14 protein-coding genes are annotated in these 17,082 nt (G+C 65.9%); 8 read left to right on the top strand and 6 right to left on the bottom strand.

The features are described 5' to 3' along the window. Positions 1-5: 5 nt before the first annotated feature. From ACVT6V_RS11480 to ACVT6V_RS11460, 5 genes are all read left to right on the top strand, one after another. On the top strand, positions 6-755 hold the full coding sequence (locus ACVT6V_RS11480; RefSeq protein ID WP_489899864.1) for an SDR family NAD(P)-dependent oxidoreductase: 750 nt from the start codon (positions 6-8) through the stop codon (positions 753-755). Positions 756-788: 33 nt separating this feature from the next. Beyond that, positions 789-2,477, top strand: coding sequence for a class I adenylate-forming enzyme family protein (locus ACVT6V_RS11475; RefSeq protein WP_489899863.1), 1,689 nt, complete (start codon positions 789-791; stop codon positions 2,475-2,477). Beyond that, positions 2,474-3,682 carry an acyl-CoA dehydrogenase family protein gene (locus ACVT6V_RS11470; protein WP_489899862.1) on the top strand — a complete coding sequence of 403 codons (1,209 nt, stop codon included), beginning with the start codon at positions 2,474-2,476 and terminating at the stop codon, positions 3,680-3,682. The genes ACVT6V_RS11475 and ACVT6V_RS11470 overlap by 4 nt, the downstream gene beginning before the upstream one ends. Before the next feature lie 307 nt (positions 3,683-3,989). Continuing rightward, complete coding sequence (locus tag ACVT6V_RS11465; protein WP_489899861.1) at positions 3,990-5,135, top strand: acyl-CoA dehydrogenase family protein; 1,146 nt, start codon at positions 3,990-3,992, stop codon at positions 5,133-5,135. 31 nt (positions 5,136-5,166) lie between these two features. After that, positions 5,167-5,835 carry a TetR/AcrR family transcriptional regulator gene (locus tag ACVT6V_RS11460; RefSeq protein ID WP_489899860.1) on the top strand — a complete coding sequence of 223 codons (669 nt, stop codon included), beginning with the start codon at positions 5,167-5,169 and terminating at the stop codon, positions 5,833-5,835. A gap of 304 nt (positions 5,836-6,139) precedes the next feature. On the opposite strand, the gene ACVT6V_RS11455 is transcribed toward ACVT6V_RS11460, so the two are convergent. Then, a complete protein-coding gene (locus ACVT6V_RS11455) occupies positions 6,140-6,733 on the bottom strand; it encodes a TetR/AcrR family transcriptional regulator (protein ID WP_489899859.1) in 594 nt (197 codons plus the stop codon). A gap of 72 nt (positions 6,734-6,805) precedes the next feature. Between ACVT6V_RS11455 and ACVT6V_RS11450 the strand changes: the two genes are divergently transcribed. Next, a complete protein-coding gene (locus ACVT6V_RS11450) occupies positions 6,806-7,654 on the top strand; it encodes an alpha/beta fold hydrolase (RefSeq protein ID WP_489899858.1) in 849 nt (282 codons plus the stop codon). Positions 7,655-8,078: 424 nt separating this feature from the next. On the opposite strand, the gene ACVT6V_RS11445 is transcribed toward ACVT6V_RS11450, so the two are convergent. Next, entirely contained in the window at positions 8,079-8,855 is a 777-nt protein-coding gene (locus ACVT6V_RS11445; RefSeq protein ID WP_489899857.1) for a TetR/AcrR family transcriptional regulator, read from the bottom strand. A 57-nt stretch (positions 8,856-8,912) separates the two neighbouring features. Between ACVT6V_RS11445 and ACVT6V_RS11440 the strand changes: the two genes are divergently transcribed. After that, a complete protein-coding gene (locus ACVT6V_RS11440) occupies positions 8,913-10,391 on the top strand; it encodes an amidase (protein ID WP_489899856.1) in 1,479 nt (492 codons plus the stop codon). A gap of 225 nt (positions 10,392-10,616) precedes the next feature. Here ACVT6V_RS11440 and ACVT6V_RS11435 read toward each other — a convergent pair whose 3' ends face one another. Continuing rightward, the gene (locus tag ACVT6V_RS11435) at positions 10,617-11,615 is read right to left on the bottom strand and encodes an Lrp/AsnC ligand binding domain-containing protein (protein WP_489899855.1); all 999 of its coding nucleotides are present in this window, start codon (positions 11,613-11,615) and stop codon (positions 10,617-10,619) included. Positions 11,616-11,699: 84 nt separating this feature from the next. On the opposite strand from ACVT6V_RS11435, the gene ACVT6V_RS11430 reads away from it, so the two are divergent. Further along, the gene (locus ACVT6V_RS11430; protein WP_489899854.1) at positions 11,700-13,181 is read left to right on the top strand and encodes an MFS transporter; all 1,482 of its coding nucleotides are present in this window, start codon (positions 11,700-11,702) and stop codon (positions 13,179-13,181) included. A gap of 241 nt (positions 13,182-13,422) precedes the next feature. On the opposite strand, the gene ACVT6V_RS11425 is transcribed toward ACVT6V_RS11430, so the two are convergent. From ACVT6V_RS11425 to ACVT6V_RS11415, 3 genes are read right to left on the bottom strand one after another with little or no spacing between them, the layout of a single operon-like run. Continuing rightward, the gene (locus ACVT6V_RS11425) at positions 13,423-14,334 is read right to left on the bottom strand and encodes a CobW family GTP-binding protein (RefSeq protein ID WP_489899853.1); all 912 of its coding nucleotides are present in this window, start codon (positions 14,332-14,334) and stop codon (positions 13,423-13,425) included. A 1-nt stretch (position 14,335) separates the two neighbouring features. Continuing rightward, on the bottom strand, positions 14,336-16,003 hold the full coding sequence (locus tag ACVT6V_RS11420; protein WP_489899852.1) for an amidohydrolase: 1,668 nt from the start codon (positions 16,001-16,003) through the stop codon (positions 14,336-14,338). 48 nt (positions 16,004-16,051) lie between these two features. Continuing rightward, positions 16,052-17,068, bottom strand: coding sequence for an ABC transporter ATP-binding protein (locus ACVT6V_RS11415; protein ID WP_489899851.1), 1,017 nt, complete (start codon positions 17,066-17,068; stop codon positions 16,052-16,054). Positions 17,069-17,082: the final 14 nt, after the last annotated feature.

The following is a 17,082-nucleotide window of genomic DNA, read 5'->3' as shown; positions in this document are numbered from 1 at the left end:
ACACCATGAACAGCAACAGCATCGCAGTCGTCACCGGCGCCGGGTCCGGCATCGGTAAGGCCATCGCACTGGCCTTCGCCGAGCAGGGCACCACCGTCATCGCCGCCGACCTGAACCTCGACGCGGCCAAGCAGACCGCCGAGGCCGGCGCGAAGATCATCCCGATGAGTGTCGACGTCGCCGACCGCGCCACGGTCGACGCGCTGCGCGACGCGGTCAACGCGGAGGTCGGTGTCCCCGACATCCTGGTGAACGCCGCCGGCTGGGACCGCACCGATCAGTTCCTCAACGCGACAACCGAATTCGCCGAGAAGGTGGTGGCGATCAACTATCTCGGACCGGTCCACATGGCCAGCGCCTTCCTCCCCGGCATGGTCGAGGCATCCACGAGCGACTACTGGCAGGGAGGCCGGGTCATCAACCTCGCCTCCGATGCCGGCCGCGTCGGCAGTTCCGGCGAATCGATCTATGCGGGCGCCAAGGGCGGCGTCATCGCGCTGTCCAAGTCGTTGGCGCGCGAGATGGCACGTCACCAGATCACCGTCAACGCGGTCTGCCCCGGCCCCACCGACACACCCTTGTTCCAGGCGCAGTCCGACAAGCTCAAAGAGGCACTCGTCAAGGCGATCCCGTTCCGTCGGCTCGCCCGTCCCGACGAGGTCGCCGCGCCTGTCCTGTTCTTCGCCTCGCCCGCGGCATCGTTCATCACCGGCCAGGTGATCAGCGTCAGCGGCGGCCTCACCATGGCCGGCTGACCGGTCGGCATACCAGATCATCGGAGACCTGCCATGAGCCCCACCGACACCGCACCCTACGTGTACGACGCGCACCAGTACCGGACCTTCTTCGAGAACGAGTTCACCTACCTGAACGGCTTCCGGCGCAACGTCGCACGGTATGCCGACGCAGTCGCCATGATCGACCCGCTCACCGACACCGAATGGACCTACGCCCAGCTGGGGCGCGCGGTCGACTCCGTCGCCGCCGCCCTCCGCGAACGAGGCGTGAACGACGGCGATGTGGTGGCCTACCAGTTGCTGAACGGACCCGAGTTCGCCCAGCTCTACCTGGCCACCCAGGCCGCGGGGGTGGTGGGCTCTCCGGTGAACTTCCGCCTCGCAGCCGGCGAGACCGCGGTCATCCTCGACATCAGCCGGCCGAAGGTCTACGTCTACGACACCGATCTGACCGCGGTGGTATCCGGAGCGATCGCCCGCGCCGACCACACCCCGGACGTGCTCGTCGGCGTCGGCGACGGCGACCTCGTCGACGGGCCGACATCCCTGCGCTTCGCCGACCTACGGTCCGATACCGCGCTGCCCACGCCGACACGGACAGTCTTCGACGAGACCACCCGCCTCTATACGTCGGGGACCACCGGGATGCCCAAGGCGGTCCCGATGAACAGCGCCATCGAGATCTTCTCGGCGCACGACGTGATCATGCACTTCCCCCTCTCCCCGGAGGACCGGACGCTGAACATGACGCCCTGGTTCCACCGTGGCGGACTGTATTGTGCGGGACCGAATCCGACCTTCTACCTGGGCTCGTCACTCGTACCGATGCGGACGTTCGATCCCGAGCAGACGCTGGACTGGGTGCAGAGGTACCGCCTGACGTTCCTGATCGGCGCACCCACCAACCTCGCGATGCTCGCCAACGCCCAGGAAGCCAACCCGCGCGACCTGTCCAGCCTGCGCGGCATCGTCACGATGGGCGCGCCGCTGGAGCGCGAGGCGACACTGCGATATCAGCAGGTACTGACGCCGCGGATCTTCAACGGCTACGGCAGCACCGAGGGATTCTGGAACACCTTCCTGCGCCCCACCGACCTCCCCGACCATGCCGGCACCGCGGGGCGGGCCTGCATCGACGACGACGTCCGGGTGGTCAAGGTGCACGATGACGGGCAGCTCGCGAGCCCCGACGACGTGGTGTCCCGCGACGGCAACGAGGTCGGCGAGGTCATCATCCGATCACCGAAGTGTGCTGTGGCCTACTATGACTCGCCTGCCCAGGAGAAGGCCAAATACCGGGGCAGCTGGTTACACATCGGCGACCTCGCCACCTGGGACCGCGACGAGTTCCTCACCATCGTCGGCCGCAAGGACGACATGCTCATCTCCGGCGGCGAGAACGTACACCCGGTTCAGGTCGAAGAGGCACTCAACAGCCATCCGAATGTGGCCGACTCGCTGGTCGTCGGCGTTCCCGACGACCGGTGGGGCCAAGTGGTCGTCGCCTATATCCTCCCGGTCGAGGGTGCGTCGCCTTCCGCCGAGGCACTTGACGAGTACTGCCGCACGCACCCGATGCTGTCGCAGTTCAAACGACCCCGCGCCTATCGGTTCATCGGCGCCCTGCCGGTCTCGGCGACCGGAAAGAAACTTCACTACAAGGCAACTGAATCCGCCGCCGCGGAGATGGCGGCCGGCGAGTTCGTCACCCCACAAACCCCCCAAGGAGCCACCCGATGAGCACTACGACCAGCATCCCGAAGTTCTCCGCCCTCGACCCCCTCAATCTCGACCTCGGCTACTCCGACGACGAGCTCGCGGTGCGGGACTCCGTGCGCGGCTTCCTCGCCGAGCACGTCACGCCGTCCATCGGCGAATGGTTCGAGGAGGGCGGCATCCCCATCGCGCGCGACCTGTTCAAACAATTCGGCCAACTCGGTGTGCTCGGCATGCACCTGGACGGATACGGTTGTGGCGGGGCGAGTTCCGTGCACTACGGCCTGGCGAGCCTGGAGCTGGAGGCCTGCGACTCGGGAATACGGTCGATGGTGTCGGTGCAGGGCTCCTTGGCGATGTACTCCATTTACAACAACGGCAGCGAGGAACAGAAGCAACGCTGGCTGCCGTCGATGGCCGAGGGCACCACCGTCGGCTGCTTCGGGCTGACCGAGCCTGACGCCGGCAGCGACCCGGCGTCGATGAAGACCCGCGCACGTCGCGACGGCGACGACTGGATTCTCGACGGACGCAAGATGTGGATCACCAACTCCCCCATCGCCGACGTCGCCGTCGTGTGGGCCAAGACCGACAACGGTGTCCGCGGGTTCATCGTGCCCACCGACACGGCCGGTGTCAGCACCCCGGAGATCAAACACAAACTCTCCCTGCGCGCCTCGACGACCGGTGAGATCGTGTTGGACAACGTCCGGCTGCCGGCCGATGCGCTGATGCCCGGCAACGACGACCTGCACAAGGGCAACGGGATCAAGGCCCCGTTGTCGAGTTTGACCGAGGCACGCTACGGGATCATCTGGGGCTCGATCGGCGCCGCGCGCTCGGCCTGGGAGGCGGCCGTCGACTACGCCAAGCAGCGCACACAATTCGGCAAACCCATCGGTGGGTTCCAGCTCACGCAGGCCAAGATCGCCGACATGGCGATCGAGCTGCAGAAGGGGCAACTGCTGGCCCAGCACCTCGGCCGATTGAAGGACTCCGTCGGCCTGCGGCCCGATCAGGTGAGCTTCGGCAAACTCAACAACACCCGCGAGGCCATCAAGATCTGCCGCACTGCCCGAACCATTCTGGGCGGCAACGGGATCTCGCTGGAGTACCCGGTGATCCGGCACATGGTGAACCTGGAGTCGGTGCTCACCTACGAGGGCACACCGGAGATGCATCAACTCGTGCTCGGCCAGGCGTTCACGGGCGAGAACGCCTTCCGCTGAACATCCCCATTCCGCTGGTCGAGTAGCGGCGACGAAGGAGACGCGTATCGAGACCACAATCTCACAGGTGGTCTCGATACGCCGCCTCGCCTGGCGGCTCGGAGGCTACTCGACCAGCGGGGCCCCGCCGCTGGTTTCAGTGTGATGCGCGAGCGCAGCGAGCCCGCCACCCCACCGCTGGTTGAATAGCGACGAGCGAGCGCAGCGAGCCCGCCACCCCACCGCTGGTTGAGTAGCGACGAGCGAGCGCAGCGAGCCCGACGCGAATCGAAACCCCCTCCACCACAAGCCCATCAGGGAGAACCCAATGACCTCACTCACCCACGACATCGAGCACAAGCATTTCCGCGAGACCGTCGTGAAGTTCGTCGCCGACCAGATCACCCCGGCACACGAGAGCTGGGAGGAGGCGGGTCTGTGGGATCGAAGCCTGTTCACCGAAGCGGGAAAGAACGGTCTGCTGGGCTTTCCGGTGCCCGAAGAGTTCGGCGGGCCCGGCGTCGACGACTTCCGCTACAACGCCATTGTCATCGAGGAGACCGCCAAGACCGGCGCGGCCGCCGAAGCGATCGCCTTCTCGCTGCAGAACGACGTGGTGCTGCCCTATCTCGTCGAGGTGACCACCGACGAGCAGAAGGCCCGCTGGCTCCCGGGCGTGGTGGCCGGCGAGACGGTCCTCGGTATCGCGATGACCGAACCCGGCGCCGGCAGCGATCTGACCGGTATCCGGACATCGGCGGTGCGCGACGGCGACCATTACATCGTGAACGGGTCGAAGACCTTCATCTCCAACGGCCGCAACGGGGACCTGTTCGTCGTCGCCACCCGCACCGGCCCGGACAAACACAAGGGCCTGACGCTGTTCGTCGTCGAGGCAAACACCCCCGGATTCGAGCGCGGCCGCAAACTCGAGAAGATCGGGCTGCACGCCCAGGACACCAGCGAGCTGTCGTTCGTCGATATGCGCGTACCGGTGGCAAACCGATTGGGCGAGGAAGGTGCGGGCTTTTACCAACTCGTCCACAATCTTCCGCAGGAACGCCTGTCGCTGGCGATCGGCGCGGTCGCCGCCGCCGAGGGCACGTTCGCGCGCACACTGGATTACGTGAAGGAACGCACCGCATTCGGCTCGCCGATCTCGTCGTTCCAGAACACCCAGTTCGTGCTGGCCGAGCTCGCCACCGAACTCGACATCGCCCGGACCTTCCTCGACGACTGCATCGCCGAACACGTCGCAGGCGAACTGACGGCTGCGCGCGCGGCCCGCTTGAAGTGGTGGGCCACCGAGCTGCAGGTGCGGACCGCGGACCGCTGCCTGCAACTACACGGCGGTTACGGCTACATGCGCGAGTATCCGGTGTCGCGGGCGTTCGTCGACGCCCGTATTCAGACGATCTACGGCGGCACCACGGAGATCATGAAGACCATCGTCGCCAAGGACCTGGGTATCTGAGAGGATTGCAGCCGTGACGAGGAGTGCCGGGGTGTCGAGGAGCACCGGAGCAACGACGTCGACCGACGTCGCCGAGGCGGTACGCGCAGTGCGCGCGTCTTCACGCCGTCGCCAACTGCTCGACGCCGCCGTCGCGGTCATGGGCCGCACCGGCTTCCATCAGATGTCGATGCAAGCGCTCGCCGACGAGGCCGACGTCAGCGTCGGACTGTTCTACAAGTATTTCGGCAGCAAGGAGGACATCCTCCTCGCCGCGATCGTCGACATCCTCGAGACCTTCCGCGATCAACTGCAGCCCGCCATGGACGAGGCCGGTGACGATCCGGTGATGCGACTCATCGCGGGTTTCCGCCAGTACACGACCATCGTGGAAGCGAACCGTGACGCGGTTGTCCTGACCTATCGAGAAAGCCGCACACTCGATGCCGCGGGGCGCGAACGTATCAAGGAACTCGAGGTCGAGACGTCGGCGCCGATGCGTGACGCGATCAGCGCGGGCGTCGAGGCCGGCCTGATGAACGAGGTTGACGCCGATCTGGTGGTGTTCGACCTGATGATGCTCGCCCACGGATGGGCGCTCAAGCACTGGCACTTCGCACCCGAGTACGCGCTGGACCGCTACATCGCCGCGCAGCTTCGATTCGCTCTGCCGCCGTTGGTGGTTCCCGAGAAACTCGAGGAATACCTCGACCGGATCTGAACTCGCCGGAGCAGCGCAGCGAGTTACAACTGGGCCCTTGAGCGTGTTCGTGAAATCGGATATGGCCCCGGCCCCCGCGCCACTGATCCATCGCACCAGCAGCCTACAACCGGTCCCTGAGGAGCGAGGCGCAGCAGCCTACAACCGGTCCCTGAGGAGCGAGGCGCCAGCCGAGCGTCACGAAGGGCCGACCCTTCGTGACGCTCGCAAGCTCGCTCCTCAGACTCAGGGATCGGGTCACGCTCGCAAGCTCGCTCCTCAGGGATCGGGTCACGCTCGCGGGACGGGGTTCACGCAAGCAAGCTCACTCCCCACGCACCGGGGTCACGCTCGCACGCATCATCGTCCGCGCGTACGCCGCCACACTCCCGCCGGCCGCGGTCAGCGGGTCCGCCGATCGCAGGGTTCGGGCCAGCACGAACGCTCCTTCCAGTGCGGCCACGAGCGCGACGATCAAGGATCTCGCGTCGTCCGCCGACAGCCCCCGCTCCCGAAACAACGCTGCACCACCGACGATCCACGAGTCGAACACCTCGGCAGCCACCTCCCGCAGTTCAGGCTCCGCGTCGGCCACCTCCCCGGCGACCGTGGCGACCGGGCACATGTTGGCCCACCCGGTCTGCTCGATGTCCTCGGCGGCGGCGTTGAACGCGACCTCGATCCCCTCGGCGAGATCGTCGTAGGGCGCCAGCAGCGACATCACCAGCTCGGCATAAGCGGCCGCGGACTGCCGTAACGCGGCCTCTGCCACCGCGCGCTTGCCACCCGGGAAGTGGTGATACACCGAACCTATCGGCGCGCCGGCAGCGTCCACGATCTGCTTGATGCCCGTCGCCGCGTAGCCCTGGCGCCGCAACAGCTCGCCCATCGCCACCACGATCCGTTCATCTGTCCGCATCTGGCCATCGTAGAACAATTGCTCTAGAGTGACCATTCTAGAGCAACCGTTCTAATCCCTCTGGAGGTCAGCATGCGACAGGTCCAACTCCCCGCAGGTCCGCTGGAATACGCCGAGGACGGGTCGGGCCCACCAGTGGTCCTGTTGCACGGCTTGTTCATGGACGAATCCCTCTGGGACAGCACGCTGCCCCTGCTGCCCAAAGGTTTCCGCTACCTTCGCCCCATCCTGCCGCTGGGTGGGCACCGCGTACCGATGAATCCCGACGCCGACCTCTCCCTGACCGGGCAGGCACACCTGTTGGCCGACTTCCTCGAGGCGCTCGACCTGCGCGATGCGACTGTCGTCCACGCCGATTGGGGTGGAGGCCTGTTCCTGACAGCAATCGGTCGCGACGAACGAGTGGGCGCGATGGTTGTCCTGCCCTGCGAAGCCTTCGACAACTTCCCACCCGGCCTGCCCGGCCGGATGGCCACCCTCGCAACGAAACTGCCCGGCGGGATCGCGCTGGCCGCCAGACAGATCCGCATCGGCTGGCTACGCCGAACGCCCCCACTGTTCGGCTGGATGACCCGTCGCCCCATCTCCGATGCACTCGCCCGCCGCTGGACCACACCGTCGCTGACCAATCCAGAGGTGCGCCGGGATCTGGAGAAGTACACCGCGACAGCTCTTGTCGGCGACGAGTTGATCCGCGACACCGAGGCGCTGCGCCACTTTGACGGCGACACGCTGGTGCTCTGGTCGGACAACCGGGTGATGCCGCCCGACCACGGACGGCGTCTCGCCGCACTGATTCCCGGCGCACGGTACGCAGAGATCGACGACGCCTACGTGTTGTCGATGCTCGATCAACCCGCCGAGGTCGCCCGGCAGATCGGCGCGTTTCTGGTCGAGCGACGGGAGACCGCGGACATGTGATGGGGCCGCGGCGTTTACGCGGGTCTCGATACGCCCTCGGCTAGCGCCTCGGGCTACTCGACCAGCGACCTCCTCAGGGAACCGGACGGGAACCCCCCTCCGCTGGTCGAGTAGCGACGAACAGAGTGAGGAGCGGAACCCTCCGCTGGTCGAGTAGCGACGAACAGAGTGAGGAGCGGAACCCCTCCGCTGGTCGAGTAGCGACGAACAGAGTGAGGAGCGTATCGAGACCCCGCGACCTTTGCCCCTTCGTGACGGCCCTCCGCTAGCGCTCCGGACCTCCTCAGGGACCGGATGGGAACCGCTCCGGTGGCGACGCACCTCGGCTACTCGACCGCCGGGTGGAACAGTTCAGTCATCGGCGAGCGCGAACGCTTCGTCGATGGTCGGCCCACGATCGTAGATCCCCTCGCGATCGCCCCGGCTAGACGCGGAACTCGCAGAGCTCATCCGCTGCGGATTCGTACAACGCGATGAGGTCGTCCACGCCGCCGCGGTCTACCCAGTAACGGACTAGTGCGAAGTTCGCGGATGCGACCACCGCCGCGAGGAGCCGTGGCCTGGCGTCGGAACCCGGGTCGACGCCGAGCGAGCGGGCAACGATGCCCGTCAGAGCCGCCTGGATATTCCTCTGACTTGCCCCGTTCGCTCGGTCCATCACCTCCGGCGCGGCTGCGGCAACCCTCATCCACTGGATGTATTCGTCCAATTCTGCCGAGTGCCGCTCGGCCAGGTTCGTCCACACATTCCAAATGGCGGCAATCGGCTCTGACGTCGGCTCGAGAAGCGCGAGCTCATCGAGGATCATCTGATCCTTCCGTCGATGGAATGCCAGCAGAAGGTCCTCTTTCATCGGAAAGTGCCGAGTCACCGTGCGAATCGAACACTCTGCCGCTGCGGCGACGTCTTCTACGGTCACGGCCTGGTAGCCACGCTTGGTGAACAGACTCAGCGCGGCGTGTTCGATCCCGGCCGCAGCGCGCTGTCGACGTTGCTCCCACGCGGTGGGCAGCTCACTCTCGGGCGCGCGGCGCAGCGCACCCGACGTCTTTGCTGTGCCGACCATCGCTTCCTCCATCTCGGTTACGCGGACGAGGTTAACGTCCTGTAACGAGCCCGGCTTCGGGCTGTCGAGCTGTTGACAACTCTGACACATCAGAGCAAGTTTGACCGAGTCGGTCAATATGACCGACTCGGTCATAGTGGGACGCCGTGGCAAACGGTCAACGACGAACCCAGCAGGAAAGAAGGTCTCCCCATGTCAATCCCCCGCCACGAGTTCGATTATCAGCCGGCTTGGCAGGTCATCGAGTGGTATCGCAGCGGCCAGGTCAGCCCGTCGGAATATGTGCGCCACTGCCTTGACCGGATCGAATCGATTGATCCGGCCATCAACAGTTTCATAACCGTTCTGGCCGAAGCGGCGATGGACGAGGCCCGCAAGTCCGACGACGCATTCGCGCGCGGGGAAGCGAGCGGGCTGCTCCCGGGAATCCCGGTCGGCCTCAAGGACATCATTGCGACGAAGGGGGTGCTGACATCCGCGGGGTCCGCCGCCTGGGCTGATCATTACCCGACCGAGGACGCCACAGTGACGAGGCTGCTGCGGGACAACGGTGCCATCGTCGTCGGCAAGAACAACGTGCCCGAGTTCTGCAGCCACCCGCGCAACGCGAACCCCACATGGGGTGAGACCGTGAACCCCTACGATTTCACCAGGGTCCCGGGAGCGTCCAGCGGCGGTTCCGCCGCCGCAGTGGCCGCGGGACTGATCCCGCTGTCGGTGGGTTCTGACGGTGGCGGCTCGACCCGCATCCCGGCCGCCCAGTGTGGCGTCGTCGGCGTCCAGCCGACGCGCAGCATCGTCTCCGCCCACGGCGTACTCGGCGGTGGTCCGCACTCCAGCCTGGGCCCGATCGCTCGCGACGTCCGCGACGCGGCCCTCATGCTGGACGCCATCGCGGCTTACGACTACCTGGACTACAGCGGACTCTCGCGAGTACCACGTGGACCGTTCCTCGCATCCCTGGACCGGGGTGTCGAAGGGATGCGGACCGTGTGGTCGGGCGATCTCGGTCACGTCACTGTCAAGGACGAGCGGCTCGTTGCACTGGGTCGGCGCGCGGCAATGCTGCTTCAAGACGGCGGGGCGACTGTGGACGAGGATCCGATTTACCTGCCCTACTCCTTCGACACCTTCACGACGATGATCCTCGGGCGCGCCATGTATGCGAACACCCCGAAGACGCCGCTGGAAACGCCGGAGGCCCTCGCGCGGCTCGCGGCCGTCGATCCGGAGCAGCTCAGTCCCCACCTCCGGCCGGGTGCACGGGGGCCGGTCACCCTGGAGCAGTACCAGGACGCCATCCTCGAGCGGAATCGCATGCAGCAAAGTTTCGACACCTTGTTCGACAGGTACGACCTGATTCTCACCCCGACGATGGCCGAATATGCACCGCTCATCCCGGATGAGTGGCGCGAGCCGTATGTACTGCCGCAGAACGGAACGACCTTCACGGGCATGGTCAATATGACCGATACGTGCGCGGTGACCGTACCGTGCGGCTATGTGGACGGTATGCCCGTCGGTGTCCAGGTCATCGGACCGGCCCATTCCGAGGCCAAGGTGCTGCGGGCCTGCCGTGTGATCGAGGAAGCCCTTGGTTCGGAACTCGAGGCACCACGCCTGCAGATGCTGCAGCGGCTCGACAGCCTGAGCGCAGCAGGCGTCGAGTGACGCTCCGGCTCTGCCGACAGATTTGACGCGAAGACAGCGAACACGGTCCCTCCGGTCGGAGTGGACCGTGTTCGCTGTTTCGTGTGCTCAGCGCATCCGGCTTTGGGCGCCCCGACGTCGAACAGCCCCACAGCCTTCTGCCAACCGACGGCTCCACTTCATCGGAGTTGCCTGTCGATCGACCGCAGGAAGTGAAAGTTGCTCGGCCCCAATCTGATCAAGCGATCAGACATCGTCAGGCCCGGCCGATTCCCTGGTTCCGTCCAGCTGATGCCCCAGATGAACCGCTTGCCGCACGACCACGGCACGGTCGGCTACGCGGGCGCCGGAGAGAGCCGTCTCGAGCAGGGCTTCGAAGCGATTCACGTCCGCGAGATCACGAACCGACAAGTTCATGATCACGTTGTAGATACTTGCACTGGTGACCGCGAGCCGAACCTCGGAGAGCTTCGACAGTCGAGTTCCTAGGGTCGCGATGGACGATGCCGGTACCTGAAGGAAGTACCACGTGTTGATCGGCCACCCGGTGTAACTGCGATTGACGTCCGTCCTCAGCAGCAGTTCACCCGAGTGGCGCATGGTCGCAATCGCATCGGTGACGCGCTGGTTGCTGACGCCGGCCTTGAGGGCGATGTCTCCCGCCGCCGCCCGGCCATCGCGATACAGTTCGTCGAAAATGACCGCACGAAGCTCGGGGGAAACGTTCCTCGGCGCCCGAGCCCTGGGCAGCTTGGCCATCGGCACGAGCGCCGCCTCCGACGGCGAGAGCGCGTGGGGCCTCCACGCGCTGCCCTCCACCAGCACCTCGGTGACCAGGTGGGTCCGTGCGCGGGTGATCAATGGCTGGTTGCCGAGTCGGTCGATGACGAACTCGGAGAGCGAGTCAAGATCTGCTGTCGCAACCACGGCCACGAGGTCACGCCCGCCCGACGTGTAATCGATCGTGCGCACGATCGATTCTTCGGCCAGCACACGCACGGCCTGGGCGGCGCAGCCCTGCATGCACTCGATCTCGACCACTGCGAAGGCGGCCAGGGCAGAGATACCGGTGACCCAGGCCAGGCCTTCGTCGGTTATTCGGCGCCACCTCCGGGCCAGCGCAACCGGGTCTGTGCTGAGGGCCCTACCGAGATCGGACCAGGATGCTCGTGGTTCGAGTTGCAGAGCGTGTATCAACCGGAGATCCGACTCTGCTCGCACCGAATCCTGTTTTGGATGGGACATCCTGCACCTTTTCCTGACACCTGTTGTGACGAAGATCGGCACGGCTGACGATACGGCAAGGCGCAGGCTACACGTGGAGGAAAAATGAGCACCTGGCAGAAAACCGCAACCAAAGACCGCGGCAGCGGTGCCTCTGCGGTCGTCGGATTCCTGGTGATCATGGAGTTCGGTAGTGGTCTGCTACAAGGGTGGTATCCACCGCTGCTCACGAGCATCGGTGAGGAACATGACGTCACGGCCGCATCGCTGAACTGGGTGAACGCAATCTTCCTGCTGGCGTCCGTCGCCTGCGTACCGGTGATCGCCATGCTCGGCGACCGTTACGGCCATCGCAAGATGCTGGTCGTGTCGGCAGCCACAGTTGCCGTCGGCTGTCTACTCGCCGCCTTCGCACCCTCGTTCGCCGTCCTCCTCGTCGGCCGCTGCCTGCAGGCACCGTTGATCGCATTCCTGCCGTTGGAGTTCGCCATCGTCCGGCAGCGCGACCCGGAGCGGGCGGGTCGCAACATCGGGCGCCTCATCGGAGCCCTGACCATCGGAGCCATCGTCGGCGGCTTCTTCTCGGGCTGGCTGATGACAAGACTTGATGACCTCACCCTGGTCCTGGCGGTTCCGGGCGTCATGATGCTGGTGTGCGTGCCCGTCGCGCGGTTCCTGGTGAAGGAGACCTCCATCCGAAAGGAAGGACGGATCGACTGGGCCGGAGCAGCTCTGCTCTCGACCGGGCTGCTCATGTTCCTCGGAGGTGTGTCCAACGGCAACGCGCTCGGGTGGACCAGCCCGCTGGTGATCGGCGGCATCGTCGCCGGAGCATGCGCACTGGCGGCATTCGTAATCGTCGAGAATCGCACCACCGACCCACTGATCGACTTCCGCGTGATCCGGCGCGGACACCTCACCATCCCGATCGTCCTCGCGGGGCTGCTCGGCGCCCAGCTGTTCGGTTCTCAGGCGCCGATCACCCTCTTCTCACGGACCGATCCGTCGGCTTACGGCTACGGCCTCGGGGTAACCGCAACCGTCGCCGGTCTGCTCATGGCGATCGCGGCAGGCGGCGCCTTCGTTGGCGCCACCATCAGCGACAGCATCGCCCGGGCGCTGACCCCGCGCTACGCAATCGCCGCCGGTGCGCTGCTCAGCACGGCTGCCTACATCGCCATGATCGCTGTCCACAACGATGTACTGGTCTTCTCGCTATGGCTTTTCTGCGTGGGCTTCGGCTCGGGGATACTTGCCGGAGTCGTGCCCGCGATCATCGTCGAGCGAGCACCCGCGGATTCGGTCGGGATAGCGTCGGGTGTGTACAACAGTGCTCGGACCGGCGCCGGGTCGGTGGCAGGCGCGGTATTCGCACTCATCATGTCGACGTTGGTGACCACCACCACGGTTGCCGGAAAGGCGAACGCGGTCCCGTCTTTCACCGCATATGCCACCATCTGGGGCGTCTGCGCGGCGCTCGGTGTTGCGATCGCCGTACTGTCCCCTTTTGTCGAGGCACGTCGGTCCCGCACAGCAACGAGTACTGCCGCTCCTGATCTGGGAGATGCCGAGCGCGCAACCGTCTGAGTGCGTCTGCGCCACGTGCTCGCCGGGGGGGTGTGCGGTGCACGACGGGCGGGCTGTCGCGTCAACCGCCGCTTACCCAATCCTCCGCCAATTCCGTGGGCACATTGATTGGTAGCTCACCAACGAAAGGTTCCGAGGGATTCCAGTGCTTGGAATCCCTCGGTGCCGGCTCGCCACATGCGGGCCTCGACTGTTCTCCCATGAGTCCGCCCGACGTGTGGTGGCCGTCAGGCTCCCGAGGTCACGAGAACAGATCGGTCAGAGCGACCGGCCAGGGGTCCGGGTCCGAGCTGGGACCGGTCGCGATCAGGACCAACACCGACTCGTCGGACACGGTGGCGGTGCCGTCGGCGAACCGGAGCTCGGGCCGCACGTACTGCACCACGGTTCTGCGGTCAGGCGCATCCGGGGTGCGGATGAATCCTTTGGCCCGGACCAGGCTGCCGGTCGACTCGGCGAGGGCACCCGACAGCGCGGCACGGTCAACGGTGTGACGCGTGGTGAGGGTGATGCTTCGGTGGGGTGTCGGCGCCTCCGTCGCAGTCGAATCCGTCCCGGCGGAGTCCACTGGGGCGGCAGCGGTGATCAGTTCGTCGACCGATATCGATCCGGCAGCCACCCGCAGCCGAGGCGTCGCGGGCGCGTTGTCGTCACACAGCCGGTCGGCCGTGGAAAGGACGCCGTCGTCGCAGACATCGGCGTGGGTGATCGCCAGCAGCTGCGCCGAGCGCAATTGTGTGGCGACGACGTCACCGACATACGGGTCGCGCAGACGAGTCGCCACGGTGCCGGGGTCGACGCACACCACGGTGGGGCCGGGGCTCAGTCCAGGAAAGGTTCCCCAACTGGTCATCGACGACGGCATCGCGACGCCGCTGAGTTCGACGACGACGTGATCGAGGTCGGTGCGGTCGGCCAGCCGGGTCATCACAGCGGTCGCACCGTCGGCCAGGCTGCAGCAGATGCAGCCGTTGGACAGTTCGATGCAGTCGTCGGTCACCGCACGGATCAGCTCCGCGTCGACGTTGACGGAACCGAAATCGTTGACCACCACCGCAATGCGCAGACCGTTCGCAGACCGCAACAGACCGTTGAGAAGGGTGGTCTTCCCGGTGCCGAGATAGCCCCCGAGCACCGTCACCGTGGCGGACATCTCAGCCGACCGCGACCGTCGCCGCCGCGGCTGAGTAGTGGCTGCCTCCGACCACGGTGCCGAGGACTCCGATCTCACCGATCTCGGTCGCGGGCACGTCCATCGGATCGGCGTCGAGCACGGCGAGATCGGCGAGCTTGCCGGCCTCGAGCGAGCCGACCTCATGATCCAACTTGAGCATGTACGCACCACCCAGGGTGACCGCATGAAGTGCCTGCTCCACCGTGATTCGTTCGTGCTCACCCATCACCCGGCCCGACGGGGTCAGGCGCGTGACGGCGTGCTGGATGGTCTTCAGCGGGCCGAGCGGTGTGACCGGGGTGTCGCTGTGCAGCGAGATCGGCACGCCGCTGCGCAGTGCGGTGGCGGCGGCATTCATCCGGGACGCCCGATCAGGGCCCAACGAGATGTCGAGGTGCTGATCTCCCCAGGTCCACACGTGGTTGGCGAAGATGTTCGCGCACGCGCCGAGCGCCGCGAGGCGTCGGTACTGCGCTGCCGTGGTGAGCTGGGAATGGGTGACGGTGTGCCGGTGATCCCAGCGTGGGTACCGGGCGAGGGTACGTTCGAGGACCTCGATGAACACCTGGGTCGCCTGGTCGCCGTTGCAGTGGACGTGGATCGTCAGTCCGGCACGGTGGAACTCCGCGAACGTCGTCTCGAAGGCGGCTGGATCGGTCACCCAGATGCCGTTCGGTTCGTCGCCGTAATAGCCGGGGTCCTGCAGCCGGGCGGTGAATCCCTGGATCGAGCCGTCGAGGATCAGCTTCACGTGTCCGAGCCGCAGCCGATCGGTGCTCCGGTCGCGGATCGCAGCAACCCGGTCAGCGGCGTCGGACGGTGCGCCGTGTCCCGGTACGCCGCCGAACCCGAAGGCAGACAGCCGGATCGGGAAGGAATCAGTCACGATGGATTGCAGCTGCGCGAGTGCGTCGTCGCTGTACACCCAGGCCGAGCCCAGCTCGGTGAGGGTCGTGACTCCGTGATTCACGGCGTCGGAAGCGAAGTTCGCCAAGCCGGCCGCGGAGACGCCCGAGGCCAGGTCGAACACTGCCCCCTTTACCAGTGACATGGCGGCGGGTTCGCGGAGTACGCCGGTAGGGGTGCCGTCGGCATGCTTGTCGACGCCGATCACATCCGTGTCGGAGTCGATGCCGGATGCGGCCATCGCGGCCGAGTTCACCACCGACAGATGGCCGCTCGCGTGTGAGACGATCACCGGTCGGCTCGTGGACACGGTGTCGAGTTCGGTGGCGGTCACCTCGCGACCGGGGTAGTAGATGGGGTCGAGTCCCCATGCCAGCAGTGGCGAGCCATCGCAAGGCATGGTGCGCTCGATGTCGCGGAGTCGTTCGAGAATGTCCTCGACCGACTCGCAGCCCGGCCAATGCCGTCCGTCCGGGGAGGTTCGTTCGAAGCGTCCGACATAGGTGAGATCCCACATCAGACCGCCGAAGCTGTGGCTGTGCGCCTCGATGAAGCCGGGCACGAGCACGCGGTCGACGTAGCGGTCGTCGACGACCGTGTTCGGGTAGCTCTGCAGTTCTGCCACGGCGCCGACCGCACGAATCCGGTTGCCACGCACCGCAACAGCCTGAGCCACGGGTCGCGCCGGATCCATTGTCCGGACTGTGGCGGCGGGGTAGATGATGGTGGGTTCTGAAGTCATTGTCGGTGCGCCTTCCTGTTCTTGATTTCGTGGTGCTCGGCTCGTGGCTCAGCCGGCAAGTGCCGGCGCGAGATCTTCGGAGACACGCGGGGCGTGGTGGCACGCCGACAGGTGCCGGCCCTGGGAGTCGGTGTGGTCGTCAAGCATCGGCTTGGTGGTGCGGCATTTGTCGGTGGCCAGCCAACACCGACTCGCGAACGCGCACCCGCTGTGTCGCTGACGCGGGCTGGGCAGATCGCCTTCGAGGACGATCGGCTCCCCGACCGTACGCGCGGGATCCGGCACCGCCGACAGCAGTGCCTTCGTGTACGGGTGCTGCGGATTGCCGAACACCTCGGCGGTCGTACCCACCTCGACGACCCGGCCGAGGTACATCACCGCGACTCGGGTGGCCAGGTGACGTACGACCCCGAGATTGTGTGAGATGAACATGTACGTGAGGTTCTCCTCCCGCTGCAGGCGGGCGAGGAGGTTGAGGATCTGAGCCTGGATGGACACGTCCAGCGCTGAGGTGGGTTCATCGAGCACGATGAACTCCGGGTGCGCGGCAATGGCGCGGGCGATCGCGATTCGTTGCCGCTGACCACCGGAGAACTCGTGCGGGTAGCGGCGGGCCACCTCGGGGTCGAGGCCCGCGGAAATGAGCGCCGACCGTGCGTCGCCGCGCGCCTCGGCACGCGAACGGCCACCGGCGATCAGTGGTTCGCAAATCGAGCGTTCGATGCGATACCGGGGGTCGAGAGAGTCGTTCGGATCCTGGAACACCATCTGCATCCGCATCCGCCGCTTTCGCAGGGCCGCACCGCTCAGGTCGCTGACAACCGTGTCATCGAAGATGATCCGCCCGCCCGTCGGTTTGCGCAGCAGCATCGCCGCCCGGGCAAGAGTGCTTTTCCCGCAACCTGATTCACCCACGATTCCCAACGTCTCGCCGCGCACGATGTTGAGGGTCACGTCATCGAGCGCACGAACGGCATTACCACCGCGTGCAGTAAAGTCCTGCCGCACCCCCTCGAAGCTCAGCAGGTAATCGTGGCGATTGTTGCCGCCGGATTTTCCGTTCATCTCATATCCTCACT

This window comes from Gordonia sp. LMA167, from assembly GCF_058130025.1.
This window is presented reverse-complemented; position numbering and strand designations above follow the sequence as displayed.